General features: G+C 62.3%; 31 protein-coding genes and 1 tRNA gene. 14 read left to right on the plus strand and 18 right to left on the minus strand.

Going from position 1 to position 26,293, the window contains the following annotated elements:
• Nucleotides 1–9: 9 nt before the first annotated feature.
• Nucleotides 10–525, minus strand: a complete 516-nt coding sequence (locus LOY37_RS19595) for a hypothetical protein (protein WP_195884776.1) — start codon at nt 523–525, stop codon at nt 10–12.
• A gap of 71 nt (nt 526–596) precedes the next feature.
• A tRNA-Ser gene (locus LOY37_RS19600) sits at nt 597–686 on the minus strand.
• 290 nt (nt 687–976) lie between these two features.
• On the opposite strand from LOY37_RS19600, the gene LOY37_RS19605 reads away from it, so the two are divergent.
• The 3 genes from LOY37_RS19605 (at nt 977) to LOY37_RS19615 (ending at nt 3,548) form a co-directional block, all read left to right on the plus strand.
• Nucleotides 977–1,666 carry a crotonase/enoyl-CoA hydratase family protein gene (locus tag LOY37_RS19605; protein ID WP_045195264.1) on the plus strand — a complete coding sequence of 230 codons (690 nt, stop codon included), beginning with the start codon at nt 977–979 and terminating at the stop codon, nt 1,664–1,666.
• Between the two features lie 122 nt (nt 1,667–1,788).
• The gene (locus LOY37_RS19610) at nt 1,789–2,511 is read left to right on the plus strand and encodes a 1-acyl-sn-glycerol-3-phosphate acyltransferase (RefSeq protein ID WP_258715554.1); all 723 of its coding nucleotides are present in this window, start codon (nt 1,789–1,791) and stop codon (nt 2,509–2,511) included.
• Between the two features lie 65 nt (nt 2,512–2,576).
• Nucleotides 2,577–3,548, plus strand: coding sequence for a magnesium and cobalt transport protein CorA (locus LOY37_RS19615; protein WP_045195270.1), 972 nt, complete (start codon nt 2,577–2,579; stop codon nt 3,546–3,548).
• Nucleotides 3,549–3,557: 9 nt separating this feature from the next.
• Here the strand turns inward: LOY37_RS19615 and LOY37_RS19620 are convergent, their stop codons facing one another.
• Nucleotides 3,558–4,286, minus strand: coding sequence for an amidotransferase (locus LOY37_RS19620; RefSeq protein WP_258715555.1), 729 nt, complete (start codon nt 4,284–4,286; stop codon nt 3,558–3,560).
• A 548-nt stretch (nt 4,287–4,834) separates the two neighbouring features.
• On the opposite strand from LOY37_RS19620, the gene LOY37_RS19625 reads away from it, so the two are divergent.
• On the plus strand, nt 4,835–5,635 hold the full coding sequence (locus tag LOY37_RS19625) for a cytochrome c (RefSeq protein ID WP_258715556.1): 801 nt from the start codon (nt 4,835–4,837) through the stop codon (nt 5,633–5,635).
• Between the two features lie 3 nt (nt 5,636–5,638).
• Here LOY37_RS19625 and LOY37_RS19630 read toward each other — a convergent pair whose 3' ends face one another.
• The 7 genes from LOY37_RS19630 to LOY37_RS19660 form a co-directional block, all read right to left on the minus strand.
• Nucleotides 5,639–6,436 carry a transglutaminase family protein gene (locus LOY37_RS19630; protein WP_045195277.1) on the minus strand — a complete coding sequence of 266 codons (798 nt, stop codon included), beginning with the start codon at nt 6,434–6,436 and terminating at the stop codon, nt 5,639–5,641.
• Nucleotides 6,433–7,383 carry an alpha-E domain-containing protein gene (locus tag LOY37_RS19635; RefSeq protein ID WP_045195278.1) on the minus strand — a complete coding sequence of 317 codons (951 nt, stop codon included), beginning with the start codon at nt 7,381–7,383 and terminating at the stop codon, nt 6,433–6,435. Before LOY37_RS19635 ends, LOY37_RS19630 begins: the two co-directional genes overlap by 4 nt.
• 3 nt (nt 7,384–7,386) lie before the next feature.
• Nucleotides 7,387–8,796 carry a circularly permuted type 2 ATP-grasp protein gene (locus LOY37_RS19640; protein WP_258715557.1) on the minus strand — a complete coding sequence of 470 codons (1,410 nt, stop codon included), beginning with the start codon at nt 8,794–8,796 and terminating at the stop codon, nt 7,387–7,389.
• Between the two features lie 177 nt (nt 8,797–8,973).
• Complete coding sequence (locus LOY37_RS19645) at nt 8,974–9,306, minus strand: ribonuclease E inhibitor RraB (protein ID WP_010226349.1); 333 nt, start codon at nt 9,304–9,306, stop codon at nt 8,974–8,976.
• Between the two features lie 190 nt (nt 9,307–9,496).
• Complete coding sequence (locus LOY37_RS19650) at nt 9,497–9,733, minus strand: hypothetical protein (RefSeq protein WP_045195283.1); 237 nt, start codon at nt 9,731–9,733, stop codon at nt 9,497–9,499.
• 74 nt (nt 9,734–9,807) lie between these two features.
• The gene (locus LOY37_RS19655; RefSeq protein ID WP_258715558.1) at nt 9,808–11,142 is read right to left on the minus strand and encodes a hypothetical protein; all 1,335 of its coding nucleotides are present in this window, start codon (nt 11,140–11,142) and stop codon (nt 9,808–9,810) included.
• 128 nt (nt 11,143–11,270) lie between these two features.
• Nucleotides 11,271–13,355 carry an LTA synthase family protein gene (locus LOY37_RS19660; protein ID WP_045195285.1) on the minus strand — a complete coding sequence of 695 codons (2,085 nt, stop codon included), beginning with the start codon at nt 13,353–13,355 and terminating at the stop codon, nt 11,271–11,273.
• 184 nt (nt 13,356–13,539) lie between these two features.
• On the opposite strand from LOY37_RS19660, the gene LOY37_RS19665 reads away from it, so the two are divergent.
• Nucleotides 13,540–14,013 (plus strand): methylated-DNA--[protein]-cysteine S-methyltransferase, encoded by a 474-nt coding sequence (locus LOY37_RS19665; protein WP_045195287.1) that lies wholly within the window; start codon nt 13,540–13,542, stop codon nt 14,011–14,013.
• A gap of 13 nt (nt 14,014–14,026) precedes the next feature.
• Here LOY37_RS19665 and LOY37_RS19670 read toward each other — a convergent pair whose 3' ends face one another.
• Nucleotides 14,027–14,218 carry a PLDc N-terminal domain-containing protein gene (locus LOY37_RS19670; RefSeq protein ID WP_045195289.1) on the minus strand — a complete coding sequence of 64 codons (192 nt, stop codon included), beginning with the start codon at nt 14,216–14,218 and terminating at the stop codon, nt 14,027–14,029.
• A 128-nt stretch (nt 14,219–14,346) separates the two neighbouring features.
• Here LOY37_RS19670 and LOY37_RS19675 point away from each other — a divergent pair, with 128 nt between their 5' ends.
• Nucleotides 14,347–15,288, plus strand: a complete 942-nt coding sequence (locus LOY37_RS19675; protein WP_258715559.1) for a ZIP family metal transporter — start codon at nt 14,347–14,349, stop codon at nt 15,286–15,288.
• On the opposite strand, the gene LOY37_RS19680 is transcribed toward LOY37_RS19675, so the two are convergent.
• Together LOY37_RS19680 and LOY37_RS19685 are read right to left on the minus strand one after the other, a co-directional pair.
• Nucleotides 15,285–15,815 carry a hypothetical protein gene (locus LOY37_RS19680; protein ID WP_258715560.1) on the minus strand — a complete coding sequence of 177 codons (531 nt, stop codon included), beginning with the start codon at nt 15,813–15,815 and terminating at the stop codon, nt 15,285–15,287. The two genes, LOY37_RS19675 and LOY37_RS19680, sit on opposite strands and share 4 nt — an antisense overlap.
• Before the next feature lie 60 nt (nt 15,816–15,875).
• Nucleotides 15,876–16,400, minus strand: coding sequence for an ankyrin repeat domain-containing protein (locus LOY37_RS19685; protein ID WP_258715561.1), 525 nt, complete (start codon nt 16,398–16,400; stop codon nt 15,876–15,878).
• Between the two features lie 274 nt (nt 16,401–16,674).
• On the opposite strand from LOY37_RS19685, the gene LOY37_RS19690 reads away from it, so the two are divergent.
• Nucleotides 16,675–16,947: a DUF3509 domain-containing protein gene (locus LOY37_RS19690; RefSeq protein WP_045195296.1), complete on the plus strand. Its 273-nt coding sequence runs from the start codon at nt 16,675–16,677 to the stop codon at nt 16,945–16,947.
• A 60-nt stretch (nt 16,948–17,007) separates the two neighbouring features.
• Here the strand turns inward: LOY37_RS19690 and LOY37_RS19695 are convergent, their stop codons facing one another.
• From LOY37_RS19695 to aroC, 3 genes are read right to left on the minus strand one after another with little or no spacing between them, the layout of a single operon-like run.
• Nucleotides 17,008–17,526 carry an acireductone dioxygenase gene (locus LOY37_RS19695; protein ID WP_258715562.1) on the minus strand — a complete coding sequence of 173 codons (519 nt, stop codon included), beginning with the start codon at nt 17,524–17,526 and terminating at the stop codon, nt 17,008–17,010.
• Nucleotides 17,513–18,676, minus strand: a complete 1,164-nt coding sequence (locus LOY37_RS19700; protein WP_258715563.1) for an MFS transporter — start codon at nt 18,674–18,676, stop codon at nt 17,513–17,515. Before LOY37_RS19700 ends, LOY37_RS19695 begins: the two co-directional genes overlap by 14 nt.
• Before the next feature lie 38 nt (nt 18,677–18,714).
• Nucleotides 18,715–19,806, minus strand: coding sequence for a chorismate synthase (gene aroC, locus LOY37_RS19705; protein WP_045195301.1), 1,092 nt, complete (start codon nt 19,804–19,806; stop codon nt 18,715–18,717).
• A gap of 133 nt (nt 19,807–19,939) precedes the next feature.
• On the opposite strand from aroC, the gene LOY37_RS19710 reads away from it, so the two are divergent.
• Together LOY37_RS19710 and LOY37_RS19715 are read left to right on the plus strand one after the other, a co-directional pair.
• A complete protein-coding gene (locus tag LOY37_RS19710; protein ID WP_258715564.1) occupies nt 19,940–20,902 on the plus strand; it encodes an alpha/beta hydrolase in 963 nt (320 codons plus the stop codon).
• A gap of 106 nt (nt 20,903–21,008) precedes the next feature.
• The gene (locus LOY37_RS19715; RefSeq protein ID WP_045195305.1) at nt 21,009–21,806 is read left to right on the plus strand and encodes a hypothetical protein; all 798 of its coding nucleotides are present in this window, start codon (nt 21,009–21,011) and stop codon (nt 21,804–21,806) included.
• A 45-nt stretch (nt 21,807–21,851) separates the two neighbouring features.
• Here the strand turns inward: LOY37_RS19715 and prmB are convergent, their stop codons facing one another.
• Entirely contained in the window at nt 21,852–22,760 is a 909-nt protein-coding gene (prmB, locus tag LOY37_RS19720) for a 50S ribosomal protein L3 N(5)-glutamine methyltransferase (RefSeq protein WP_045195306.1), read from the minus strand.
• Nucleotides 22,761–22,949: 189 nt separating this feature from the next.
• On the opposite strand from prmB, the gene LOY37_RS19725 reads away from it, so the two are divergent.
• The 5 genes from LOY37_RS19725 (at nt 22,950) to LOY37_RS19745 (ending at nt 25,590) form a co-directional block, all read left to right on the plus strand.
• A complete protein-coding gene (locus tag LOY37_RS19725; RefSeq protein ID WP_045195307.1) occupies nt 22,950–23,540 on the plus strand; it encodes a cysteine hydrolase family protein in 591 nt (196 codons plus the stop codon).
• A gap of 76 nt (nt 23,541–23,616) precedes the next feature.
• Nucleotides 23,617–23,937 (plus strand): hypothetical protein, encoded by a 321-nt coding sequence (locus LOY37_RS19730; protein WP_045195308.1) that lies wholly within the window; start codon nt 23,617–23,619, stop codon nt 23,935–23,937.
• Nucleotides 23,938–23,989: 52 nt separating this feature from the next.
• On the plus strand, nt 23,990–24,547 hold the full coding sequence (locus tag LOY37_RS19735; protein WP_038994072.1) for a Smr/MutS family protein: 558 nt from the start codon (nt 23,990–23,992) through the stop codon (nt 24,545–24,547).
• 69 nt (nt 24,548–24,616) lie between these two features.
• Nucleotides 24,617–25,162, plus strand: a complete 546-nt coding sequence (gene folE, locus LOY37_RS19740; RefSeq protein ID WP_045195310.1) for a GTP cyclohydrolase I FolE — start codon at nt 24,617–24,619, stop codon at nt 25,160–25,162.
• Between the two features lie 59 nt (nt 25,163–25,221).
• Nucleotides 25,222–25,590, plus strand: coding sequence for a glutathione S-transferase N-terminal domain-containing protein (locus LOY37_RS19745; protein WP_045195311.1), 369 nt, complete (start codon nt 25,222–25,224; stop codon nt 25,588–25,590).
• A gap of 4 nt (nt 25,591–25,594) precedes the next feature.
• Here LOY37_RS19745 and LOY37_RS19750 read toward each other — a convergent pair whose 3' ends face one another.
• Entirely contained in the window at nt 25,595–26,197 is a 603-nt protein-coding gene (locus LOY37_RS19750) for a glutathione S-transferase family protein (protein ID WP_045195312.1), read from the minus strand.
• Nucleotides 26,198–26,293: the final 96 nt, after the last annotated feature.

The following is a 26,293-nucleotide window of genomic DNA, read 5'->3' on the forward strand; positions in this document are numbered from 1 at the left end:
ACACCGCCGTCAGAACGGCTCGCTACCCTCGCGAATTTCCACTTCCAACACCTCACCCAACGCCACCAGCTGCGTCGCCACGTCCCTGGTGGTAATGAAACCGCTGTAGCAGTCACCATCGGTAGACCAGTTCCACAGCACCAGGCCCTGCTTGTGCAGTTCGTCGTGGGCGGTGACCATCAGTTCGGGCACCGTGGTGCCTTCGAGGAAGTCTTCATCTTCCGCGTCCTCGACGCCGAACGTAACGTCGGCATCCCGTGCCTCGGCCAGCTGCTGCACGCTCTGCACGAATGACTCGGTGTCTTTCCAGTCGACAAAGAACACCGACTCCCAGTCCGCCACGTCCTTGACGATGTACATCAGTTGCTGCGGATCGTCCTCGAATTCCTCGATGTCGTCTTCATCCAGCTCGACCTCGCGCAGGGCCTGGACATGCTGGCTGGCCATTGCCGCCGACGGGCTGACCAAGGTCAGCAATTGTTCGGCGGCGAGGATCTGCGCCTTGGTAAAACATTCTTTGAGCATCTGAAACATCCTTTTTCATGGGCAAAACAAAAAGCCCCCGACCTTGTTCAGGTCGGGGGCTTTTCTAGATATGGCGGTGAAGAAGGGATTCGAACCCTTGATACAGTTTCCTGTATACACACTTTCCAGGCGTGCTCCTTCAGCCACTCGGACACTTCACCGTTTCTCTTCAAGCAGTTCAGCCTGTCGAGGCGCGCTAATGTAGTCGAAAGAGGTTCTGATGGCAAAGGTTTTTTTCAGAATATTCATGCGCTTAAGCCATTCAAGCAAAAAACCACGGTACACAGGGCAAAGCCGCCATTCTCTGGCGTGCTTTGACAGCGCCGATTCACCTACTCCCGTCAGCACGAGCGAACGGGCCGTCAAGCTGACCGGTCAGTCAGTCACAGCGCTTTACCTCGGGCACTTGCCTGAGTAACGTCTGCCCCACTCCCCTTTAAGGAACTCTGTCATGAGTGAGCTGATTACCTACCACCTCGAAGACGGCATTGCCACCCTGACCCTGAACAACGGCAAGGTCAACGCCATCTCGCCTGACGTCATCAAGGCCTTCAATGCCGCTCTCGACCAGGCCGTGCAGGACCGCGCGGTGGTAATCATCACCGGCCAGCCCGGCATTCTGTCCGGCGGCTATGACCTCAAAGTCATGACCGCAGGCCCTAAAGAAGCCGTCAGCCTGGTCACCGCAGGCTCGACCCTGGCCCGGCGCATGCTTTCGCACCCGTTCCCGATCATCGTCGCCTGCCCGGGCCACGCGGTGGCCAAGGGCGCTTTCCTGCTGCTCTCGGCCGACTACCGCATCGGTGTCGAAGGCCCGTTCAGCATTGGCCTTAATGAAGTGCAGATCGGCATGACCATGCACCACGCCGGTATTGAACTGGCCCGCGATCGACTGCGCCGTGCAGCATTCCACCGCTCGGTGATCAATGCCGAGATGTTCGACCCGGTCAGCGCCGTGGACGCCGGTTTCCTCGACAAGGTCGTGCCGGTCGAGCAACTTCAGGAAGCTGCGCTGACTGCCGCCCGGCAGTTGAAGAAGATCAACATGAACGCCCACAAGCACACCAAGCTCAAGGTGCGCAAAGCTCTGCTGGAGCTGCTCGACGACGCGATCATCCGCGACCAGGAACACCTCGGCTGACCCCCTACCAAGGCCTGATTGCAACTAATTGTGTAATCAGGCCTGTCCCGCCCAATGAGCGTTTGCCGATAGAAGTGCACACCCGTACACTGCGCCGCGTTTGCCTGGTGTGAGTCGTACGAATGCTTTTTATTATCCGCATGTTCCTGTTGGGGCTGCATTTTCTCCTGGCCGGTATTCTTGGTGTGCTGGTCGGCCTGTGCCGACCGTTCAACCCGGACAACAGCCGAATTTGTGCACGCCTTTACGGCCTGCCCGCCACCTGGCTGATGCGCCTTGAGATCAAGGCCGAGGTCGGCCCGCTGTTCGACCAGCCGCCGGGCTGCGTGATCATCGCCAACCACCAGTCCAACTACGACTTGTTCGTGCTCGGCCATGTGGTGCCGCCGCGCACCGTGTGCATCGGCAAGAAGAGCCTGAAATGGATCCCGCTGTTCGGCCAGTTGTTCTGGCTGGGCGGCAACGTCCTGGTCGATCGCGGCAATGCCTACCAGGCGCGCCGGGCCATGCAGACCACCACCCGCACCCTGAGCGAAGACGACACCTCGATCTGGGTGTTCCCCGAAGGCACGCGCAATGCCGGCGAGCATCTGATCACCTTCAAAAAGGGTGCCTTCCACATGGCCGTGGAAGCCGGTGTGCCGATCGTGCCGGTGTGCGTCAGCCGCTATGCCAGCCGCCTGAAGCTCAACGGCTGGCGGCGCAGCAAGGTCATAATCCGTTCGCTGGCGCCGATCGCCACCAGCGGCCTGACCCAACAGGATGTGCCGGCCCTGGCCGAACAGTGCCGCCTGCAGATGCAACACTGCATCGATCGCATGGAAAGTGAACTGACCCAGGCGTGAACGGTTGCCGAATCGTGCCGGTCATACCAAGCTACTGGCACGGTTAACAGAAGAAGCGGACAACCATGGGTCGAGTCGTTGCGGCGGCGGTGTACAGCGCCGGCAGAAAAGTCACCAATATCAGCCTCGATGAAGGCAGCCAGTGGGCAAGCAAACCCGGGCATTTTGTCTGGATCGGCCTGGAAGAGCCCAACGCCCAGGAACTGGCCAACCTGCAACGCCAGTTCAACCTCCATGAGCTGGCCATCGAGGACGCGCTGGAAAAGCACAGCCGGCCCAAGCTCGAGACCTTCGGCGATGCGCTGTTCATCGTCACTTATTCGCCAGTGCGCCATGAAGGCAAGCTGGAGTTCATCGAAACCCACATCTTTGCCGGCAACGGCTACATCATCACCGCCCGCAACGGCCACTCGAAATCCTACGCCCTGGTGCGCCAGCGCTGCGAGGCCCGGCCGCTGCTGCTCGAGCACGGCGAAGACTTCGTGCTCTACGCCCTGCTCGACTTCGTCACCGAGAACTACCAGCCGGTCAGCGAAGCCATTCATGGCGAGATCGAGGAGCTTGAGCGCAGCGTGCTCAGCGGCTCGCTCAAGGAAGAAGACATCCAGCGCATCCACAGCCTGCGCCGCGACATCCTGCGCCTGCGCCGCTATGTGGCGCCGATGGTCGAGGTCAGCGAAGAACTGCAGCGTCTGACCTTCCCGTTCATCGACAAGAACATGCGCCCGTACTTTCGTGACGTGCAGATCCACGTCACCCGGCAGATGGAGGACCTGGCAGGGATTCGCGACATCGCCAGCCAGACCATCGAGATCGGCATGCTGCTGGAGTCGTCACGCCAGAGCATCGTGCAGCGCAAGTTCGCCGCCTGGGCGGCGATCCTGGCCTTCCCCACCGCCGTGGCGGGGATCTACGGGATGAACTTTCAGAACATGCCGGAGCTGAGCTGGCACTATGGCTACTTTGCCGTGCTGGGCGGGATCGCCGTGGGCTGCACGGCGCTGTACGCCAGCTTCAAGCGCTCCGGCTGGCTGTAACGGCAGGCCTCAGGCCGAACTGCCCTGGGGCTTGTGCGCGACGAAGCGCATCATCCATTCGGCCACCGTGCTGCCCTGGTGCTGCTGCGCCAGGCTGTCGATGCCCTTGCGGTAGACCTCCTGGCCGAGGCTGTCCTGGCGCAGCTCGAGCAGCGCCCGCGAATAGTCGTGGATGAACTCCGGGTGGCCCTGAAAGCACAGCACCTGGTCGCCGATGTGATAGGCGGCGTTCGGGCAGAAGTCGCTGGAGGCAATCACCGTGGCGTTCTCCGGCAGGCGGGTGACCTGGTCCTGATGGCTGATCAGCAAGGTCAGCTCTTCGACCTGTGGGCTCATCCACGGCGCCTTGGCGTTCATCACATAGCGGTGGGTACCCACCCCCCAGCCTTGGTGCGCGCGCTCGCTCTTGCCGCCCAGCAGCAGCGCCAGCAGTTGATGACCAAAACACACGCCAAGCAGTTTGTCGCCACGCTGATAGCGCTCCAGCAGGAACGCCTTGAGCTTGTGAATCCACGGATCATCACCGAACGAGTCGGCCTTGCTGCCTGTAACCAGGTAGGCATCGAACACCTCATCATCATCGGGGTATTTGCCTCTCAACACGTTGTAGACGCAAAACTCGGCGGCGATTGGCTGGCGGGTAAACAGCTGCTCGAACATCCGTCCGTAGCCCTGATACTGCTCGACCAGCTCCGGTCGCAGGACGTCGGTTTCCAGGATGCAGATGCGTAGCGACATAGAGATAGTCCTGAACGACAAAGGCGGGATTGCCCCGTAAAGCCTGCCCCGAATAAGGCGCGCAGGCAAGTATGATGCTCGGACGAACGGTCATGAGGTTGGGATCCACTTGCCGATGTGGCGCAGGCGTCTAGCAAGGGGAATGCTGGTGGATGGCCAAAGGCCTCATAGCGAAAAACATCTGAAGCGCAATAAGTACAGATTAAAGCGTTCTAAAACACGGGTGACGTTGACCCTAAGGTTAGCTGTATACCCATTAGCAACGGTTCGCGACTTAATGTTTCACCACGTTAAATGATGTTCGCCAGATCGACGACAAGGAAGCCTCTGGGCACTCAGGAATAACAACAAAAAGGCGGTCAGCCATGTTCAAACAACACAAAGTACGTCAAGCCGGGCTCATTCTCTTCGCCACTACGCTGCTGTTGATCCTGCCGAACCTTTCACGCCTGTTCGGCTGAGCGGCATGCCCTCTTCCCGCGGTTTGTGCCTGGCACAAGCCGGTTGTGTGCAGGTAATCTGCCGACCCTGATGGTTGGAGACTGCCCATGCGCCACTGTTTCAGCTTGTTGCTCGCCCTGCTGTGCCTGCCCCTGCAGGCGGCGCAGTTGACCCTCGACCTGGGCAACGGCAGACGCCACTGGCAGAGCGCCGAGTTGCTGGCGCATCCGCTGGCGCAGGATATCCAGATTGAAAACGACGTTTCCTACAAGCGAACCATGCATTACCGCGCGGTACCACTGGCTGTGCTCCTACAGGGAGTGCAGGCCGATGATCACCTGCAAGCCATTGCCCTGGACGGTTTCGCCGCCGAGATGCCCGCCGCGCCTTTGCTCAAGGACGTCCCTGCGCGGGCCTGGCTGGCCATTGAAGACCCGGCCAGACCCTGGCCGGCACTGGCCAAGGGCAAGCCCGGTGCCGGGCCGTTTTATCTGGTCTGGACCGACCCGCAAGCCGGGCGCATCAGCCCTGAGCAATGGCCTTTCCAGGTCGCCAGCATTCGCCGCCTGGCGGCAGTGGCCGAACGCTTCCCGGCCATGCGCCCGGCGCCAGGCATTAACGCCGACAACCCGGTCAACCAGGGCTTTGCCGTGTTCCAGAAGAACTGCCTGGCCTGCCATCGCCTCAACGGCGCCGGGGACGCCCAGTTCGGCCCGGACCTGAACCTGCCGCACAACCCGACCGAGTACTTCCAGGCCGATTTCCTCCGGCGCTATATCCGCGACCCGCAAAGCCTGCGCCAGTGGCCCCAGGCAAAAATGCCCGGGTTTGCCGCAGCGGTCATCAGCGATAGCGAGCTGGATGCGCTGCTGGCGTACCTGGCCCACATGGCCACGCGCAAACCCTGAGGCTCACTGCTGCTGGGCGTTGAGGGTCGGGGTCACCAGCACCTTGGCGTGCATCTGCTCGAAACCACCACCGCGGCGCATGCCGCGCACCGGGCAGGCATCCAGGTAGTCCAGGCCCACCGCCAGTTTCAGGTGGCGTTCAGGCCGGGCCAGTTGGTTGGTGACATCGAAGCTGTACCAGGCATCCTCCAGCCAGGCTTCGGCCCAGGCGTGGCTGGCCATCTGCTGGCTGTCGCTGTCGAACAGGTAACCGGACACATAGCGCGCCGGGATGCCCAGGCTGCGCGCGCAGGCCAGGAAGGCATGGGTGTGGTCCTGACATACCCCGGCGCCGCCGGCAAACGCCTGGGCGGCGCTGGTATCCACGGCGGTGCTGCCGGGCCTGTAGGCCATGCGCTGGTTCAGGGCATTCATCAGTTCGATCAACGTCGAGCGGTCACGGCGCTTTCGGCATTGCTGGCTGGCGAAGGCACGCAAGGCTTCGTCAGCTTCGGTCAGGCGGGTGAAGCGCAGGAACGGCAGCGGCGATTGCAGCTCGTGCTCGGCCTCGCGGCTTTCATCAATGTCGACCAGGCCACGGGCGCCGATGACCAGGTCCGAATGTGGCTCTTCCAGGCTCAGCACATGCAGGATGTTGCCGAACGGGTCCAGTTGCGCGCGCACCGGCCGCGGCAGGTCCAGTTGCCAACTGAGCACCTGTTGACGCTCGCTGTCGTGCGGAGTCAGACGCAGGTACTGGATGCTGGCACGCACCTGGTCTTCGTAGTGGTAGGCGGTTTCGTGGCTAATGGTCAGTCTCATACGGCCTCCAGGTAGGCGCTGTGAATGGCGTTGCCCAGTTCACGCACCAGCGGGATGTAATGGGTCAGCCAGGGATGCAGGCCTTCGGCAAGGATTTCATCGATCGAGGTGTAGCGCAGGCGCGCGTCCACCTCGGCGGCCAGGCGCTGGGCCGGGCGGCCGTTGCCGCCGGGCAGGCTGGCGAGGATCAGGTCGATTTCCTCGGTGCAGGCACGCAGCGAGCGCGGCACGTCGGCGCGCAACAGCAGCAACTCGGCAACATGGCGAGCGGCCGGTGCATCACGGTAGATTTCGGTGTAAGCCTCGAATGACGACAGCGCGCGCAGCAAGGCGCTCCATTGGTAGTAACCGCGCGCCGAGCTGTCGCTGACCGCCTCGGCCTCGTCGCCAAGCATCTCGTAGCGGGCATCGAGCAGGCGCAGGGTGTTGTCGGCGCGCTCGATGAAGGTGCCCAGGCGAATGAAGCGAAAGGCGTCGTTGCGCATGATGGTGCCGTAAGTGGCGCCACGGAACAGGTGCGAGCGTTCCTTGATCCACTCGCAGAAACGGCTCATGCCATAACGGCCCAGGCCTTGCTCGGCGATGCCACGAATTTCCAGCCAGGTGGCGTTGATGTTTTCCCACATGTCGGCGGTGATCCGCCCACGTACCGCATGGGCACTGGCCCGCGCGGCACCCAGGCAGCTGTAAATGCTCGCCGGGTTTTCTGGGTCGAGGGCGAAGAAGTGCAGCAGGCGTTCGGCATGCAGCTGGCCATGGCGCTCGAGGTAGTCGTCGAGGGTACCGGTGATCAGCAGCGGCATGGCCATTTCATCCAGGCCATCGCCGCGCCCGTCTTGCGGCATCAGCGACAGCGAATAACTGACATCGAGCATCCGCGCGAGGTTTTCCGCCCGCTCCAGGTAACGCGACATCCAGTACAAATCAGAGGCAGTTCTACTCAGCATGACTTAATCCTCGACCACCCAGGTGTCCTTGGTGCCGCCGCCCTGGGACGAGTTGACCACCAGCGAGCCCTCGCGCAGCGCGACCCGGGTCAGGCCGCCTGGCACCACCCGGGTCTCGCGCCCGGACAGCACGAACGGGCGCAGGTCGATATGCCGCGGGGCGATGCCGTTTTCGACAAAGGTCGGGCAGGTCGACAGCGACAGCGTCGGCTGGGCGATATAGGCCGCTGGCCGGGCCTTGATCCGGGCGGCGAACGCCTCAATCTCGGCACGGCTGGCCGCCGGCCCCACCAGCATGCCGTAGCCGCCGGAACCCTGGGTTTCCTTGACCACCAGCTGCGGCAGGTGCGCCAGCACGTGGGACAGTTCTTCAGGCTTGCGGCACTGCCAGGTCGGCACGTTCTTGAGGATCGGCTCCTCGTCGAGGTAGAAGCGGATCATGTCGGTGACATAGGGGTAAATCGACTTGTCGTCGGCTACCCCGGTGCCAATGGCATTGGCCAGCACCACGTTGCCGCAGCGATAAGCCGCCAGCAGCCCGGGCACACCGAGCATCGAATCGGGGTTGAAGGCCAGCGGGTCGAGGAAGGCATCGTCCAGGCGCCGGTAGATTACATCGACCGCCTTAGGGCCGTCGGTGGTGCGCATGAATACCCGCTCGTCACGCACGAACAGGTCGGCGCCCTCGACCAGCTCGACGCCCATCTCGCGGGCGAGGAAGGCATGCTCGAAGAAGGCGCTGTTGAAACGCCCGGGCGTCAACACCACCACGCTGGGGTTGTCCAGCGGGCTTGAGCTCTTGAGGGTATCGAGCAACAGGTTGGGGTAATGATCGATCGGCGCGATGCGCTGGGCCGCGAACAGCTCGGGGAACAGGCGCATCATCATCTTGCGGTCTTCAATCATGTAGCTGACGCCGCTGGGGGTGCGCAGGTTGTCTTCGAGCACGTAGTAACTGCCATCACTGTCGCGCACCAGGTCGACCCCGGAAATGTGCGAATAGATGTCGCGGTGCAGGTCCAGGCCCTGCATCGCCAGTTGGTACTGCTCGTTGGCCAGCACCTGCTCGGCCGGAATGATCCCGGCGCGAATGATGCGCTGGTCGTGGTACAGGTCGGCTAGAAACAGGTTCAGCGCCTTGACCCGCTGAATGCAGCCCCGTTCGACCACCCGCCATTCACTGGCCGGGATGCTGCGCGGGATGGTATCGAAGGGAATCAGGCGCTCGGTGCCCTGCTCGTCGCCATAGAGGGTGAAGGTGATGCCGGCGCGGTGGAACAGCAGGTCGGCTTCACGTCGACGCTGGGCCAGCAGCTCTGGCGGGGTTTCGGCCAGCCAGCGGGCGAATTCCCGGTAGTGCGGACGGACCTGGCCGTCAGCGGCGTACATTTCGTCATAAAAGGTGCGGATCATGCCGAACTCCTTGTCACCCGTGCACCGGAGCCATCGCAAGCCCCGTGCCAGCGGCACAATTCCTTGTTATTCAGTATGTTGCGTTTTAAACGAAGAACGGTCGCACCAGATCTGTGCAACCGCTGCGCTCGCTTTGACGGCGGCGCCTCATTGCGAAGCGCCGCGCTTGCTTGCCGGTCAAGCCAGTTGACGTTCCTGCTTGACGCCCCAGCCTTCTATTTCTCCGCCCAGCGGGGCGATCACCGCTTCGAAATCCTGTTCGAATTCGCCGATACCGCCATAGGTTGCAAACATCACCTTGCTCAGCTCCAGGTGCCAGGCGCCATCATCGCGCTCGTGGACCTGGGCACTGAGTGATTCGCCGCGAAACTTACCTGCCGCTCGCCGCGCCCGTGCCTCGTCCGGAAAGACCGCATAAAACTCGATGGGATGAATCTGCGCGAAGTTGAACCCCCCTTCTTTCATCCGACGCAAGACCGTGCTGCTGATGTCCTCGTATTGGCTGCTCATGAATCGTCCTCCTCATTACCGATGGATAGACTTTCAGTGCAAAACGCACCTGCCCGCCACACAAGCCGTGCGGGGGCAATTCGAGCTGTTGCGTGACGTGGATCGGCAAGCCCGGACAATCAGAAAAAATCGCCCGACCTTGTCTGCAGCGTAGCGCCTGATTGCCCAGCGTGCCAGCCGGCATGCGGGTTCAAGGCCCTTCAGTGATGGCAGTGATCTCCACCCCGTTCTGCTCCTTCAGCCATTTGGCCGTTGGCGAGGTTTCGCGGTCCTGGAAATCATTGAGGTCCAGCTCGCCCAGGACCGGAAACAGATGGGAGCGAATCAGCCGCGCCGCCTCTTCGATACTCGGTTCCAGCTCTGCGCTGAGCGGCAGCGAGGTACGCTCGCCCTTCTGGTCAACGAAGGTAATGACCCATGCTTTCATTGGACTCTCCTCTGTACAGATGTTCAGGGTGAATCGGGCTTACCTTCCGTTGACCTCGATACAGCGGTGGTTGTTCAGTCTTCTTGCGGCTCGAAGCGATGAGCGCCTGGCAGCGCGCGTATGCTTTGCAGCGTGCGTAGAAAATCGTCCCTGGAAGGCTCGAACTGCAGCGGCGGCTCGGAGTGTTCATCGGTCACTCCCAGCACCACAGTGGGCTGGTAGCCGGAGCCCAAGGCGCCGGCGACCATCCTGAACGTTTCTGTGGCCGCCGGCTTCAAACTGTCAGGCTCATAGACGCGAAAGCGTGCACCGCCGAACCTGCCCTTGGCGGCGCCGATCCGCACGCTTGAGGGCCCGAACTTATCGACGCTGATCTGCAGCGGAAACGGGTTGGCAATCAGTCGATCCAGCAGCATCGGCACCATCTCGACGGCCTTGTCACTGTCACTGCTCATGCTCAGGCGGTGCAACAGGTTCGGGTTGTCTGCGGGGTTGAGGCCCAAGGTGATGGCATGGCGCGGCGTGCCATCATCGGCAATGAAGCCGAAGGGCACACAGAAGCCGTTGTCCTGGGGAATTTCGTATTGCTTGCGGATGCGGAACGCGGCCAGCACAGCGCGCGCCCTGGGCTCCAGCCGGGCCAGCGCCGGGGTGTCTGTCGCGGTATTGGCGCCACTGTAGAACTTGAATCGGTAGATGCGTTGATCGCGCCACAGGTAGGCAGTCAGATTGCCTTCATACCAGTTTGCAGAGGCGTCCGGCACACCCAGCTCGATAAAGCGCTCATGCTCGTACTCTACATCGGTCGGCCATTGCGCCTGCTCCTCGAAGAAGGCATCGCGCTCGACCTGCAGCTTCGCCACCGATCGCCCCTCGGCAGTAAATTGCTTGATCATGTCGTCAAGCACCACCAGTTGCGAAGTCACATAGCCTATGCGCTGGAGCTTTTCACGCAAGTCGTAGTACTGATCACTCAGGGCCCTGTAGCGCGTTTCGTCGTCACGGCTCGCAGAGATGGCGGCATCCAGCGCCTCCATCTGCGCCTTCACCACCCGCTCCTGCGCCGGGCCACGGGTGAGACCCTGCACATAGCGGATCTGTTCGTAGAGTGCACGGGTGGTCAACGGGCTGACCTCAATGTCGACCAGAAAGGGCAGCTCGCCGGTCAACCCTTCGCCGTAGGCAATCTGCTTGTCCCCAGGGGTTATTGTGGGAGTGGGGAGCTCGAAATTGTAGTACTGCCAGTAGCCACTGGAAGTGTGCCAGGCAATGTCCTTGGGCACATCGAACTGCACCCGGCCCATGCATTCGGTACGCCAGCCGGGGGGCGTCTGGTAATCCGCCGGTGCAACATCGGCCAGCGCCAACAGTGAATGGCACAGGCCGGCAAACAATACGAACACGCGCACGCAAAAATCCTTTTTTGATGGGCGCCGTTGCAGCCCCCGCTTCCTCAAGCGCGCGATTTGAGCATCCATGGCCCAGAAAGCCAAGACCCCGGCAAGCCGGGGTCCTGTTTACAGCACCAGCAACGTCGTTATTCCGGGGTGCCGTGCACTACACCCGCGGTGTTATCCAGCAGGCTCTTGGTCGCGGTCTGGATGAACGACTCAAGCTTGTGGGTCAGCTCGGTCTGGTCCGGGGCTTCGATCAGCTCGGCCTTGAAGTTGGCGCCCAGCTCGTAGCGGTACATGCGTGGCGACATGTCCTTGGACTCGATCAGGATCCGGTCGCCCTTGACCAGCCCGACGATCTGCTCGCTGCCCGATGGCTTGATCATGCCGAAGCCCTGGTCACCGGCTGGCAGGTTGAGCAGGTCACGGCCCCAGCACTGGTGACGGGTTTCGCCGCCCAGGCGGCCCATGATGGTCGGCACGATGTCGATCTGGGTACCCACGGTGTGGTTGACCGCACCGAACTTCTCCTGGATACCTGGGGCGATCAGCAGCAGCGGCACGTTGAAGCGCCCGAGGTCGAGCTCGGTGACCTGCTGGTGGTTGCCAAAGCCATGGTCGCCGACGATGACGAACAGGGTTTCCTTGAAGTAAGGCTCCTTGCGCGCTTTCTCGAAGAACTGGCCCAGGGCCCAGTCGGAGTAGCGCATGGCAGTCAGGTGCTCGTCCAGGCGGCCCTGGCCGGTAACCTTCTCGACCGGCAGATCCTTGGGCAGCGCATACGGCGTGTGGTTGGACAGGGTCTGCAGCAGCGCGTAGATCGGCTTCTTGCCATCGTGCTTGGCCAGCTCTTCGTTACCACGGTCGAACATGTCCTGGTCGGACACACCCCAGGTCGGGTCGGAGAACACCGGATTGACGAAGTCGTTACGGCCAATGAAGGTGGTCATGCCCTGGTTGCCGAAGAAACCGGACTGGTTGTCCCAGGCAAAGTCACCGTTGTAGACGTAGACGTCATCGTAGTCACGAGCACTGAGCAGCGCCGGCAGCCCGGACAGCTTGTGGCCACCTTCCGGGGTTTGCATCAGGTATTCGAAGCCCGGCAGGTTCGGGTAGCAGGCCATGGTGGCGAACATGCCCTGGTGGGTATGGGTGCCGTTGGAGAAGAAGCGGTCGAACAGCAGGCCCTCTTTCGCCAGTTTGTCGAAGTACGGGGTGATGTTGTTCGGGCTGCCCAGGGCGCCAACCGAATGACCGGCGAAGCTCTCCATGAGGATCACCACGACGTTCTTGATTGGCAGGGTGTTGTCCGCCGGCGGGGTGAAGTCACGGCGCACGGCGGCGCTGTCGGCATCGACCAGCTTGTCGTTGGCGGTCAGCAGCATGTCGCGCACGGTCTGGGTCGCCAGACCTTGCTCGATGGTCGACTTCCAGATGTTGGCGCGGTCTTCGCCGAAACGGCTCTTGGCCGCGTCGATCAGGGTCAGGGTGCCGTTCAGGCCCAACTGGTTGACGAAGTTCGAGTCGGTGGTGAAGGCATCACCCCAACGCATCGGCGGGCCCTGGCGCAGGGTACCGCGAGCGGCGATGACCGCTACCAGCAAGACCATGAAGAACACCACGCCGCGCACGTACCAGGGCGCAACGCTGCGCGTGCCGGCTACCTGGCTTTCATACCCGCCAGCAGGCCGGGTCAGGCGGTCGATGCCCTTGAACAACAGGCTCAGCAGCCAGGTGCCAAAAGCCCAGGCCAGCAGGTAGCGCACCACCGGGAAACCGTACCAGAGCATGCTCAGCACGGTTTTCGGGTCTTCCTTGACGTACTGGAACACCAGGCCGTTGAGGCGCTGATGGAACTCGCGATAGAAGTCCATCTCCATCAGGCCGAGGAACATGACAATGCTCGAGGCGATGGTCAGCCAGGCCCGGAACAGGCCGCGGGCAGCCATGGCGCGGGCACTGAGGATCGCCAGCAGCAGCGGGATGCTCAGGTACACCACAACCCGCAAGTCGAACCGCAGGCCATTGAGGAAACCCTCGGCTACGGTCGAGGTCGGCGTGTCGCCGATCATGTCGCTGTTGTAGACCAGCAACGCGAGGCGGACCAGGCTGAGCATCAGCATGATCACCAGCCCGCACAGCAGGGTGTAGGCCAGATGCGATTTCAGCGTCGGTTGCAACGGGCGCGACGCAGCCCGCTGTTGACTCAAGGCGTCCGTGTTAGCCATGAATTGGAAGATCCTAGGGTTCAGGTTCGAGGAAGGCGGTAAAACGAATCGGCAAATGTGCCCTAAACGCGAGCGCGTTGCACGGTCATTCGGCGAACGGATAATTGCGCGCGCAAATTGTCGGCAATCGTTTGTGAAAATTTCGTAATAGAATCAGGGTTATCCGCAGGGAGATCATTACCCCATGTTTTTTCGCTACCTACCAAGCCCGCTAGGCCCGCTGCTGCTGGCAGGCGATGAACAGGGCCTGCGCCTGCTGCACATGGACGCCGCCCAGCCCTGGGAACTGGCCGCGGACTGGCTGCCGGCCAGCAACCAGCTGGACGACGTGGCGCGCCAACTGGACGAGTATTTCGCGCGCAAGCGCGAGACCTTCGAGGTGCGTGTGGCGCCCCGCGGCACACCGTTCCAGTGCGAGGTTTGGCAGGCCCTGCAGCGCATTCCCTACGGCACCACCTGCAGCTACGGCGAACTTGCCCAGGCCATCGGCAACCCCAGGTCGGTACGGGCAGTGGGCACCGCCAATGGCGCCAACCCGATTGCCATCATCATCCCCTGTCACCGGGTGATCGGCAGCAATGGCACCCTCACCGGCTTTGCCGGCGGGATCGAGCGCAAGCAGATCCTGTTGGAACTGGAGGGGACCTGGCTGATCTGAAGATTATCTCGGGCTACAGCCGCACATTGCCCCGCGGCCCGGCTATCGCCCAGATAATCAGGCCCAGCACCGGCAGCAGCAGAATCAGCAGGATCCAGAGAATCTTGGCGCCCCCGCTGGCACCGCTTTTGATCACATTGATGATCGCCCAGATGTCCAGGGCGAGGATGATCAGCCCAACCAGGCTATTGAAGGTAGAACCCATGGTATTGCTCCCTTGGTCGCGTCTGCCCTCAGGATAGCTGGCTATCAGGCCCATAGAGGCGAATCGTTCGCCGCGCCCAGGCAGCGCTGGTTACACTCGAGTGATTGAATTGCGCCAGAGAGGTTCCTATGCCACCCGCCCACAGTCACAGCAGCCCCGCTCCCGTCCCCTTGTGGAACGCCTGGATGCAACAGGCACAAAGCAGCCCGTGGCTCAGCGCAGGCTTGGGCCTGAGCTTGCTGGCGGTGCTCGGCCTGCTGGTCGCCAGCGCGTGGAATGCCGTGCATGGCGACCACCAGCAAAACCTGCACATGGCCATGCTCGGCGGCCTCGCCGGATTTGCCGCCACCGCCCTTGGCGCAGTCATGGCAGTGGTGCTGCGCGAGGTCAGCGCGCGCACCCAGGATGTAATGCTCGGCTTTGCCGCCGGGATGATGCTCGCCGCCAGCTCCTTCTCACTGATTCTGCCGGGCCTCGACGCCGCGCGGGAGATCACCGGCAACGGCCCGTACGCGGCACTGACGGTAGTGGTCGGCATGGGCCTGGGGGTCTTGCTGATGCTCGGCCTTGACCGCTTCACCCCGCACGAGCACGAAAGTACCGGCCCCTGCGGCCCACAGGCAGAGCGGATCAACCGGGTGTGGCTGTTCGTCCTGGCCATCACCCTGCACAACCTGCCCGAGGGCATGGCCATCGGCGTCAGCTTTGCCAACGGTGACCTGAATGTCGGCCTGCCACTGACCAGCGCCATCGCCATCCAGGACATTCCCGAAGGTTTGGCCGTGGCGCTGGCACTGCGCGCCACCGGTCTTTCAACGTTCAAGGCGGCGCTGGTGGCCATCGGTTCTGGTTTGATGGAGCCCATTGGCGCAGTGATCGGCCTGGGTATTTCCACCGGCTTTGCCATTGCCTACCCGGTGAGCATGGGCCTGGCAGCCGGGGCGATGATTTTCGTGGTGTCCCACGAAGTGATTCCGGAAACCCACCGCAACGGCCACCAGACCTCGGCAACCCTGGGCCTGATGGGCGGTTTTGCGGTGATGATGTTCCTCGATACCGCCCTGGGTTAAACGTGCACGGCCACCCGCAGCGCTTCCAGGGCCGGCGCTGCGGCGATGCCAACTTCAGCACACAGCTCCAGCACCCGCGGCAGGTCGTCTTTGCCGACCAGCACCATCTGCAGCTCGTCATCGAGCAACTGGCTGAAGTTCATCAGCACATAGCCGCCGGCTTCCTTGTTCATCGCCCCCATCTGCACCTGGATGCGGTTAAGCGCGGTCAGCGCCTCGACTTTGGCCAGTTGCTTGGGCTTGAGGTTGAACGGCACGCTCTTGTCGAAAGAGTCGGTGATCTGCTGGAACAGATCTTGATAGCTATCAGCCTGGAACAACACGGTGTCGGGCAGGCTGCCGACCACAATCCACTCACCCAGCGGGATCGGGAAACTGTCGTCGTAGTTGATGTCCGGGTTGGCGGCGAGAAACGCCTGCGGGTCGGCATAGGCCTGGGCGGCTTCGTCGGCGATACGCGCGACTTCGTCCTCGCCCATGCAGCCAGCGCTGATTTTGCCGATGAGTTCGGCCAGTTGGAGTTTCATGAAGGGGCCCTGCGACGCTGAAAAAAGTCGCCAAGGATAGCCGCAAAAGGCCCCGTGGGGTTAGCCGAGCAGCTTGAGCAACTGCTCGGTGGTCTCGGGCGCGCCCATGGTTTGCGCCGCGCCCAGGGCATCGGTGCCACGAGCGTCGCGATGGCGCGGGTTGGCGCCCTGGGCCAGCAGGTAGTCGACAATCACCGTGCGGTTGAACATCGCCGCCATCATCAGCGCGGTGCGTCCATCGGCGGACGCGCCATCGACCTCGGCGCCCTTGTCCACCAGCAACTGGACCATCTCCAGGTTACCCTTGAAGGCCGCGCCGGCAATCGGCAACTGGCCCTTGTCATTGGCGATCTGCGGGTCGGCGCCGTGCTTGAGCAGTACCGCCACGGCATCCAGGTGCCCGTGGTAGCTGGCAAGCATCAGCAAGGTGTCGCCATTGCCATTGCGCAGGTTCACTGGCAAGCCGTTTTCCAGCAAGCGCCCGAGTATCACCGCGTCGCCCTTGCGCGCCCGGTCGAAGACCTCTTCGGCAAACGCTGCCGCCTCGTCGTCGTTCATCGGCGTTGGCCTGCGTTGGTCAGACATGGGGAACCTCCTGGCTATCGGAAAGGCCCAAGTCTTGAGCAGGGAGCGCGGCGGGTCAACGGTGGATAAGTCATGGCCATGACAGAAGAAATCTATTGGCCAAGGCGATACTGCAAAATGCACTGTGCAAAATGCACGACCATGCAGAATGCACGGCACACCTTTCCCAACTAAATCCTAAGCCATTGATTTATAAAGATTTTCTAAAATCAAAAAGCTGGCACAGTCGCTGCACCTGTCACTCCATGTCTGCCACTAACAGTCAGGAGCTGATATGGACCTCATCCAGGAAAAATTCGCCTCGGTATTCTCCGCCTACGATGTCACCACCCAGGCGCGCCCCGATGGCGGGATTCTGCTGACCCTGCGGGCAGCCGACGGTACCCAGACCAAGCGCTCGATTTCTTATGCCCAGCTGCATAGCGCCGAACAACTGTCGTGGGCGATCAGTGCGATTCGCCGCGACCTGGCTGAACAGGCCAGTGAGCTGCCGGTGATTTCGATGCTGCAAAGCCAGCAGCGGTTTGCCTTGCCGACTTATCGGTAACTTCGCGGGGGCAAGCCCGCTCCTACCTGTAGGAGCCGGCTTGCCCCGTGATGGCGTTTATCAGTCGTCAAGCCGCGGGAACATCTTGGCAATCGAATCGCCAGTAAACCGTACAAGCCCACCTTCCGGCCGGTTGAACACCCGGATCGCCACGAACCGCGGCTCCTCGCCCATGTCGAACCAGTGCCGAACCCCTGCCGGCACGCCGATCAAATCGCCCTTCTCGCACAACACCGCATAGATGTAGTCCTCGATCCGCAGGCTGACCAGCCCGCGCCCGGCGGCAAAAAAGTGCAGTCGCTCTTCGGCACAGGTGTGCTCATCGCGCAGGCTGGCATCCGCTTCGCGGCTTACCTCGACACGGGCGTAACCGGTCTCGGCTTTTAGCGCATCGATACTGGCTTGATAAGCGCCGATCAGTTGCTGGTCGCTGGCGCCCGCCTGAATCGGCGCGCCAGCCTGCCAACGGGCAAAACGCACGCCCTGCTCTTGCAGGGTCGCGCCGATGTCCTCCAGGTGAGTCAGTACCTTGTTTGGGGTGTCCGGGGTGGACTGGTGATACACGCTAAGGCTGCTCATCGGGGCAACTATCCTCTTTCATTCGAAGCGCAATGATAACGGCTGCAGCCAGGGCTGCGATGCTGGCAATACTAAAGGTGGTAGCCGGCCCCAGCAGGTTCCAGCTGTAACCCGAATACAGGGCGCCCAAGGCGCCGCCAGTGCCGGCCAGTGCGGCATATAACGCCTGCCCCTGACCTTGCTGGCGGGCCGCGAAGCTGCGTTGCACGAAGGCGATGGCGGCCGCGTGAAAACTGCCGAAGGTGGCCGCATGCAAGAGCTGGGCAAGCAACAGTACGCCCAGGTGTTCGGCAAAGTTGCCGAGCAACGCCCAACGCACTGCCGCCAGGGCAACGCTGGCCAGCAGCACCCGGCGCAGCGATACCCGCGCCAGGATCCAGCTCATGGCCAGGAACATCAGCACCTCGGCCACCACCCCCAGCGCCCAGAGCATGCCGATGGTGCCGCGGCTGTAGCCCAGGTGCTCAAGGTGCAGAGTCAGGAAGGTGTAGTACGGGCCGTGGCTCAGTTGCATCAGCGCCACGCACAGGTAGAACGCGGCAACCCCGGGGCTGGCCAGTTGCTTGAGAAAGCCGCCGCCGCTGGCCCGCTCATTCTGCCCCGGCGGCTGGGCATTGGGCACCCAGAGGCTGGCCAGGACGATACCGGCCATGATAATCACCAGCGCCAGCGGGTAGATGTCCAGGCTCAGCCAGTCGAACAAGCGGCCAAGCCCGACTACGGTGAGGATGAAGCCGATCGACCCCCACAGGCGGATCTGGCTGTAACGCGCGGTCTGCCCCTGCAGATGGGCCAGGGTGATGACTTCAAACTGCGGCAATACCGCATGCCAGAAGAACGCATGCAGGGCCATTACCAGCGCCAGCCAGGCGTAGCTCTTGGCGAAAAAGATCAGCGAAAAGGTCGCCAGGGTCGACAACGCCCCCAGGCGCACGATCAGCAGGCGCTGGCCACTGCGGTCACCCAGCCAGCCCCACAGGTTGGGGGCCACGCAACGCATCAGCATGGGAATGGCGACCAGCTCGCCGATGCGCGCGCTGGAAAAACCCAGATGATCGAAATACAACGCCAGAAACGGCGCGGTCGAACCAAGCAAGGCGAAGTAGAACAGGTAGAAGCTGGACAGCCGCCAGTAGGGAATCGCCGCCACGGCTCAGCGAGCCGCAGCGCGATTGGCCGAGGCCGGCATTACAGCTGGCCCAGTACCGGGGTGTTCACGCGTACCTCGGCGTTCTGCCCGCGATGGCGCAGCAGGTGGTCCATCAGCACGATGGCCATCATCGCTTCGGCGATCGGTGTGGCGCGGATACCCACGCACGGGTCGTGACGGCCCTTGGTGATGACCTCGACCGGGTTGCCATCGACGTCGATGGAGCGGCCCGGGGTGGTGATGCTCGACGTCGGCTTGAGGGCCAGGTGGGCAACGATCGGCTGGCCGGAGGAAATACCGCCAAGAATGCCGCCGGCGTTGTTGCTGAGAAAACCCTCCGGGGTCAGCTCGTCACGGTGTTCGGTGCCGCGCTGGGCGACGCTGGCAAAACCTGCGCCGATCTCCACGCCCTTGACTGCGTTGATGCTCATCAGCGCATGGGCAAGCTCGGCGTCCAGGCGATCGAAGATCGGCTCGCCCAGGCCCGGCATGACACCTTCGGCGACCACGGTGATCTTTGCCCCGACCGAATCCTGGTCACGGCGCAGCTGGTCCATGTAGGCCTCAAGCTCCGGGACTTTGTCCGGGTCGGGGCTGAAGAAGGCGTTCTGCTCCACCGAATCCCAGGTCTTGAAAGGGATTTCGATCGGACCGAGCTGGCTCATGTAGCCGCGTATGCGAATACCCTGGCTGGCCAGGTACTTCTTGGCGATGGCGCCGGCGGCCACGCGCATGGCGGTCTCGCGCGCCGAGCTGCGGCCACCGCCGCGGTAGTCGCGCTCACCGTACTTGTGGTGGTAGGTGTAGTCGGCGTGGGCCGGGCGGAACAGGTCCTTGATCGCCGAGTAGTCCTTGGACTTCTGGTCGGTGTTGCGAATCAGCAAGCCGATCGAGCAACCGGTGGTGCGGCCTTCGAACACACCCGAGAGGATTTCGACTTCGTCGGCTTCCTGGCGCTGGGTGGTGTGGCGGCTGGTGCCGGGCTTGCGCCGATCGAGGTCGTGCTGCAGGTCGGCCAGGGAAATTTCCAGGCCCGGCGGGCAGCCATCGACAATGGCGACCAACGCCGGACCATGGCTTTCGCCAGCGGTGGTGACAGTGAACAGCTTGCCGTAGGTATTGCCGGACATGCAGGACGCTCCGCGAATCAGCCAGATTTGAACAAGGCCGCCAGTATACGCAGGCTAACCATTCAGTTCATCCCTGACGGCGAACCTTCTGCGCTGGCCCCGGTCCAAACCGCACTCTCTCGATAGTGGCCTGATGATGTTGCGTATTGTTGCAGTAATCGCCCTGCTGTTCAGTGGTCTGGTCCAGGCTGCTGCCCCCGTCGTGTTCCAGCGCCCGCTCAGCCTCGATACCGGCAGCGGCGTGCTGCACGGCAGCCTGCTGTTGCCGCGCACCGAGCAGCCGCCACCGGTGGTGCTGATCATTGCTGGCTCCGGGCCGACCGATCGCGACGGTAACAACCCCTACGGCGGCAATACCGACAACCTCAAGCAACTGGCCCTGACCCTGGCGAAAAACAATATCGCCAGCGTGCGCTACGACAAGCGAGGCGTCGCCGCCAGCCTGGCGGCCACCCCCGATGAGCGTGACCTGACGGTGGAACGCTATGTTGCCGACGCGGTGGCCTGGAGCCAGAAAATCAAGGCCGACCCGCGCTTCGGCCGCCTGATCCTGCTCGGTCACAGCGAAGGTGCGCTGATCGCCAGCCTTGCCGCCGAGCAAAGCGGCGCCAGCGCGGTGATCAGCATCGCCGGCAGTGGCTGGCCGATCGACAAGGCGCTGCGCGCGCAGATGTTTGACCGCATCCCGGGGCGCTACATGGCCAGTGCCCACGACATCCTTGACCGCTTGAAAAACGGCAAGACTTCTTCCCGCGTGCCGCTGCCACTGCAGGACGTCCTGCGCCCGAGCGTGCAGCCCTACCTGATTTCGCTGTTCCGCCAGGACCCGGCCGAGGCCTTCGCCAAGGTCAAGGTACCGGCATTGATCATCCAGGGCACCCATGACTTCCAGGTCGGTGTCGATAACGCCGAGATCCTCAAGGCGGCCAAGCCGGATGCCGAACTGGCGTTGATCAAGGGTATGAACCACATGCTGCGCATCGCCCCCGAAGAAATGAGCCAGCAACGCGACAGCTACCTTGACCCGCAACTGCCGCAAGCGGCCGAACTTGGCCAGCGCGTTGTCGACTTCATTCAGCGGTTGCCCGCCAGCTGAGGCCAATTCGCAGAAATTACGCCTCCAGTCCAGGCCAATCCTGCCGATAAAGCGGTGCTGGCATCGTCAATGCGACCAGCCCGCTGCGCACATGAGGATTGCCGTGATGACCGAAGCCGCCCCCCAGGACACCGCCGAGACGACTGCCGAGCAGGCAGCAGCGGAAGTTGCCCCCCTGCCCTGGGCCGATGTTACCCCCGAACATTTCCAGATGCTGCGCCTGGCGCCGTTGCCGACCGACCGCAACAGCGGTGCGCGGCCGCTGCGCTTTGTCCAGTACGGTTATGCCGAACGCCACAGCAAGCAGACCAGCCTGCTGCGCATGGCCATCCAGCTGCCGGCGCAAAAAGTGCGCAAGGAACAGAACCACCTCGATGTGTGGGTCGACCATGAAGAAAAGCACGTAACCTTCACGCCCGACACCGGCTTGCAGATCGAGCCGCTGAACCGCGGCCTGGGGCGCTTTCTGCTCAACCAGGCGGTGCAGTGGGCGCAGCGCAAGTGGCCGCACTACCGGGTCGAAGGTGCGGCCCTGCCAAGCAAGGATGCGCTCAACGAAGACACTCGCCTGCGCCGCGACCATGTGCTGCGCAGCCATGGCCTGGAGGTCGAGTACGCTGATGCCCAGCACCTGAAGGGGCGCTTCGTCGATGTCCAGGTTGGCGAGCTAAAAGGCGGCTGGAACACTGACAAGGTGCAGCGGGTCGAGATCCTCGATGCCGCGCAGATGCTGCAACAGGCCGAGCAGACCTTGCAGGAAAAAGAGGCGCAACTGCGCGAGCGTGACGAGCGGGTCAGCAAGTACCGCCGTGAAGACAGCGGGCTGCGTTTTACCATCACTTGCCTGGTGGCCTTTGCGGTGTTTCAGGCGGGGTTGTTGATCTGGATTGCGACTCACCGCTGAATCTATCGCGGGGCAAGCCCGCTCCTACAGGAGCGGGCTTTGTGCTTACACCTTCGAGGCAAACAGCCCCTGGTGCTGGCGGCACTGCTCAGCCGTGAGCATGAACACCCCGTGGCCGCCGCGCTCGAATTCCAGCCAGGCGAAATCCACCTCCGGGTACAACGCCTCGACATGCACCTGGCTGTTGCCCACCTCGACAATCAGCAACCCTTTGTCGGTCAGGTGATCGGCCGCTTCAGCCAGCATCCGTCGCACCAGGTCCAGGCCGTCGTTACCGCAGGCCAGGCCCAGCTCCGGCTCGTGGTGATATTCCTCGGGCATGTCGGCAAAGTCTTCGGCATCGACGTACGGCGGGTTGGACAGGATCAGGTCGAAACGCTGACCCGGCAGGCCGGCAAAACCGTCGCCCTGCACGGTATACACACGCTCTTCCAGGCCATGGCGCTCGATGTTCTGGTTGGCGACTTCCAGTGCCTCGAACGACAGGTCGGCCAGCACCACCTCAGCCTCGGGGAACACTTCGGCGCTGACGATGCCGATGCAGCCGGAGCCGGTGCACAGGTCGAGGATGCGCGCAGGTTCGCTGGCCAGCCACGGTTCGAAGCGTTTTTCGATCAGTTCGCCGATCGGTGAGCGCGGAATCAGCACGCGCTCGTCGACGATGAACGACAAGCCGCAGAACCACGCCTCGCCCAGCAGGTAGGCGGTCGGCACGCGGTCTTCGATGCGGCGCTTGAGCATGCGCTGCAGGTTGACCAGCTCGTCGTCTTCCAGCTGGCAGTCCAGGTAGGCATCGGCGACCTCCCAGGGCAGGTGCACCGAGCCCAGCACCAGCAGCCGCGCTTCATCCCAGGCGTTGTCGGCGCCATGACCGAAAAACAGGCCATGCTCGTGGAAACGGCTGACGGCCCAACGGATATGATCGCGCAGGGTGCGCAAGCGAGAAGTGATCACAACAGACTCCTTGAAAGACGACCTGCGATTCTAACAGCCCGGCAAAAGAAATGATCGGCAAAAACACCCTGTAAGGATATCGCCAGGGTGGCTGCAGGCCACTAACGACGCTGCTTGTACGCGAAGCGATTCACATAACTGCTCAGGCAGGGGACAATAGGGTAAAAGCCCTATCCAAAGGAGCCCTTGATGTCTGTTCCAACGACGATGTTCCACCTCAGCGGCCGCGGCTATCCGCCGGCCAAGCTGAACAACGCCAGCCTGGTGATTATCGATGCGCAAAAGGAGTACCTTAGCGGTCCCCTGGCGCTGTCGGGCATGGACGCGGCCGTGGCCAACATCGCTAAAATGCTCGAGGCGGCCCGCAAGGCCGGGCGCCCGATCATCCACGTGCGTCACCTGGGTACCGTCGGCGGCATGTTCGACCCGCAGGGCCCACGCGGCGAATTCATCCCGGGCCTGGAGCCTGTGGGCGATGAAGTGATCATTGAAAAGCGCATGCCCAATGCCTTCAAGAACACCACCCTGCACGAGACCCTGCAAAAGTACGGGCACCTGGACCTGATCGTCTGCGGCTTCATGAGCCACTCCAGCGTCAGTACCACCGTGCGCCGGGCCAAAGACTACGGCTACCGCTGCACCCTGATCGAGGATGCCTGCGCCACCCGCGACCTGCCGTTCAAGGACGGCGTGATTGCAGCCGCGCAGATCCAGCAGAGCGAGATGGCGATCATGGCCGACAACTTTGCCTGCGTGGCACCAACCACCAGCCTGATCTGAGCGACCGCCCGGCAGCCGGGCGGAACCACCTCAAGGCTTTTCGGTCCAACGCCGGATATCCATAGAGGAAATCGGAATGAAAATATCCGATGGTTTTGATGCCAAACGCTTGCGCCCACGCACGCCCCGTAACTGGGGCATGCGCTTGGCGGCGGCGTTTTCGGCGTTGCTGGCAACCGCCGGCGTGCTCCTGGCCATGGCCGGCGCCGCCAGCCTGCTGGGCCACCCCGCTGCTCTGGGCGAGCTCAACGCCAACCCGGCTGGCGCCAGCGTCCTGCTGGGCCTTGGCCTGTTGCTGCTGTACCTGGGCGTGTGGTTCTGGCGCCGCAGCCGCTTGCGCCTGCGCCGCAGCCGCGAGCTCAACCTGTCACCGCACCTGATGAAAAAACACGATTGACTGCACGCTTTGGGGGAGTCGCGTAAACTACGCCGCCCTGGCGGAGGCTTACATGCAAGACGACGATTTTTCCCTGTTCAAAAGCGAGATGCGCGGCGTCAAGCCGATCACCCATGATCGCGCCGAAGTCGGCAAACCCAAGGCCGACCGCAAGAAACTGGCAAGCCTGCGCCAGGCCGCGACGGTCCGTAGCGACCAGACCGTGGTCGATGGCCTGTCGGACCAGTTTGTGATTGATGTCGGCCCCGAAGACGATCTGCACTGGAGCCGTGACGGCGTCCAGGAAAGCCAGATGCGCAAGCTCAAGCTCGGCCAGATCGGCTTCGAAGGCAGCCTCGACCTGCACGGCATGACCGTCGAAAAGGCCCGGGAAACCCTGTGGGCCTTCCTTGCCGAAGCCACCCGCTTCGAAGTGCGCTGCGTGCGCGTCACCCACGGCAAGGCAGTGCGCCTGGATGGCAAACGACCGATGATCAAGAGCCACGTCAACACCTGGCTGCGCCAGCACCCTCAAGTGCTCGGTTTTACCTCATGTCAGGCCCGCCATGGCGGTACTGGCGCGGTGTATGTCATGCTCAAGCGAACCATGCTCGAAGGCCGTGACGAGTAACGCCGTACTTGCAGCGCCGTCGTCGCCGCCGTACCCTTCGCGTTTGCGATAAATCCCACAGGTAGATCCATGTCCCTGGAACAGAACTACACCGCGATCCTTGGCCAGCTTGGCGAGGATGTCTCCCGCGAGGGCCTGCTCGACACGCCCAAGCGGGCTGCGAAGGCCATGCAGTACCTTTGCCGCGGTTATGAGCAAACCCTGGAAGAAGTGACTAACGGCGCCCTGTTCAGCTCCGATAACAGCGAAATGGTCCTGGTCAAGGACATCGAGCTGTACTCGCTGTGCGAGCATCATATGCTGCCGTTCATCGGCAAGGCCCACGTGGCCTACATCCCTGATGGCAAGGTCCTGGGCCTGTCGAAGGTGGCGCGGATCGTCGACATGTACGCACGCCGCCTGCAGATTCAGGAAAACCTCAGCCGCCAGGTCGCCGAAGCGATCCAGCAGGTCACCGGCGCCCTGGGCGTTGCCGTGGTCATCGAGGCCAAACACATGTGCATGATGATGCGCGGTGTGGAAAAACAGAACTCGACCATGATCACTTCGGTGATGCTCGGCGAATTCCGCGAAAACGCCGCGACCCGCAGCGAGTTTCTCAGCCTGATCAAGTAATCGGGCCAGACTGCAAGCCGACCTTTCGTGGTCGGCTTTTTTTATCCTTTGGAGTTGCCATGATCGTCAAAGCACTGCGTGTGGGCCTCGGCCAGTTGATTGTGTTCGGTGACTGGATCAGCCGCCCGGCCAAGCTCAAGCGCGACCCGGCCGCCCAGGCCCTGGTCGAGCAACAGGCCAAGGGCCTGAGCCTGTACCAGTTTCACGCCTGCCCGTTCTGCGTGAAAACCCGCCGCACCCTGCACCGCCTGAACGTGCCGGTGGCACTGCGCGATGCCAAGAACAACCAACAGGATCGCCAGGCCCTGCTCGCCGAAGGCGGCAAGATCAAGGTGCCGTGCCTGCGTATCGAGGAAGACGGCAAGACCACCTGGATGTATGAATCCAAGGTGATCATCGACTACCTCAACAAGCGTTTTGCCGCCTGATCGCTCAACCGAGCATGGTCACATGCCGGGGATGGCTGGCCACACGCTCCAGCCATGCCTGGATGCCAGGGTAGCCGTCGAGGTCAAAGCCGCCCTGGTGGGCGACATGGGTGTAGGCGTACAGCGCGACGTCGGCGATCGAATAGCGATCACCCACCAGGTAAGGCGTTAGCTGCAGTTGCTTCTCCATCACCCGCAGGGCCTTGTAGCCGCCTTTGTGCAGGGTCTTGTACTCCTCCAGCCGCTCTTGCGGCAGCCCCAGGTAAAACTGGATGAAGCGTGCCACGGCGATGTACGGCTCATGGCTGTACTGCTCGAAGAACTGCCATTGCAGCACCTGGGTGCGCAAGCGCGGTTCGGTGGGCAGGAACTCGCTGCCATCGGCGAGGAAGTTGAGAATCGCGTTGGACTCCCACAGGTAGGTGCCATCCTCGAGTTCCAGCACCGGCACCTTGCCATTGGGGTTCATGGTCAGGAACTCAGGGGTTTCCGTCTCGCCCTTGAGGATATCCACCGAATGCCATTCATAAGGCAGGTCGAGCAGGTGCAACATGAGCTTGATCTTGTAGCAGTTGCCCGACTGGTAGTCGCCGTAAACCTTGTACATCGCTCCCCCTCTTCGTAATGCTGAATCGAACCCGCGCCCATAGTTGGCGACTGTACGGCTAATTGCAATGCCTGCTGTATGGCAAAGATCAACAGT

Source organism: Pseudomonas sp. B21-012 (genome assembly GCF_024749305.1).
Lineage (GTDB): Bacteria > Pseudomonadota > Gammaproteobacteria > Pseudomonadales > Pseudomonadaceae > Aquipseudomonas.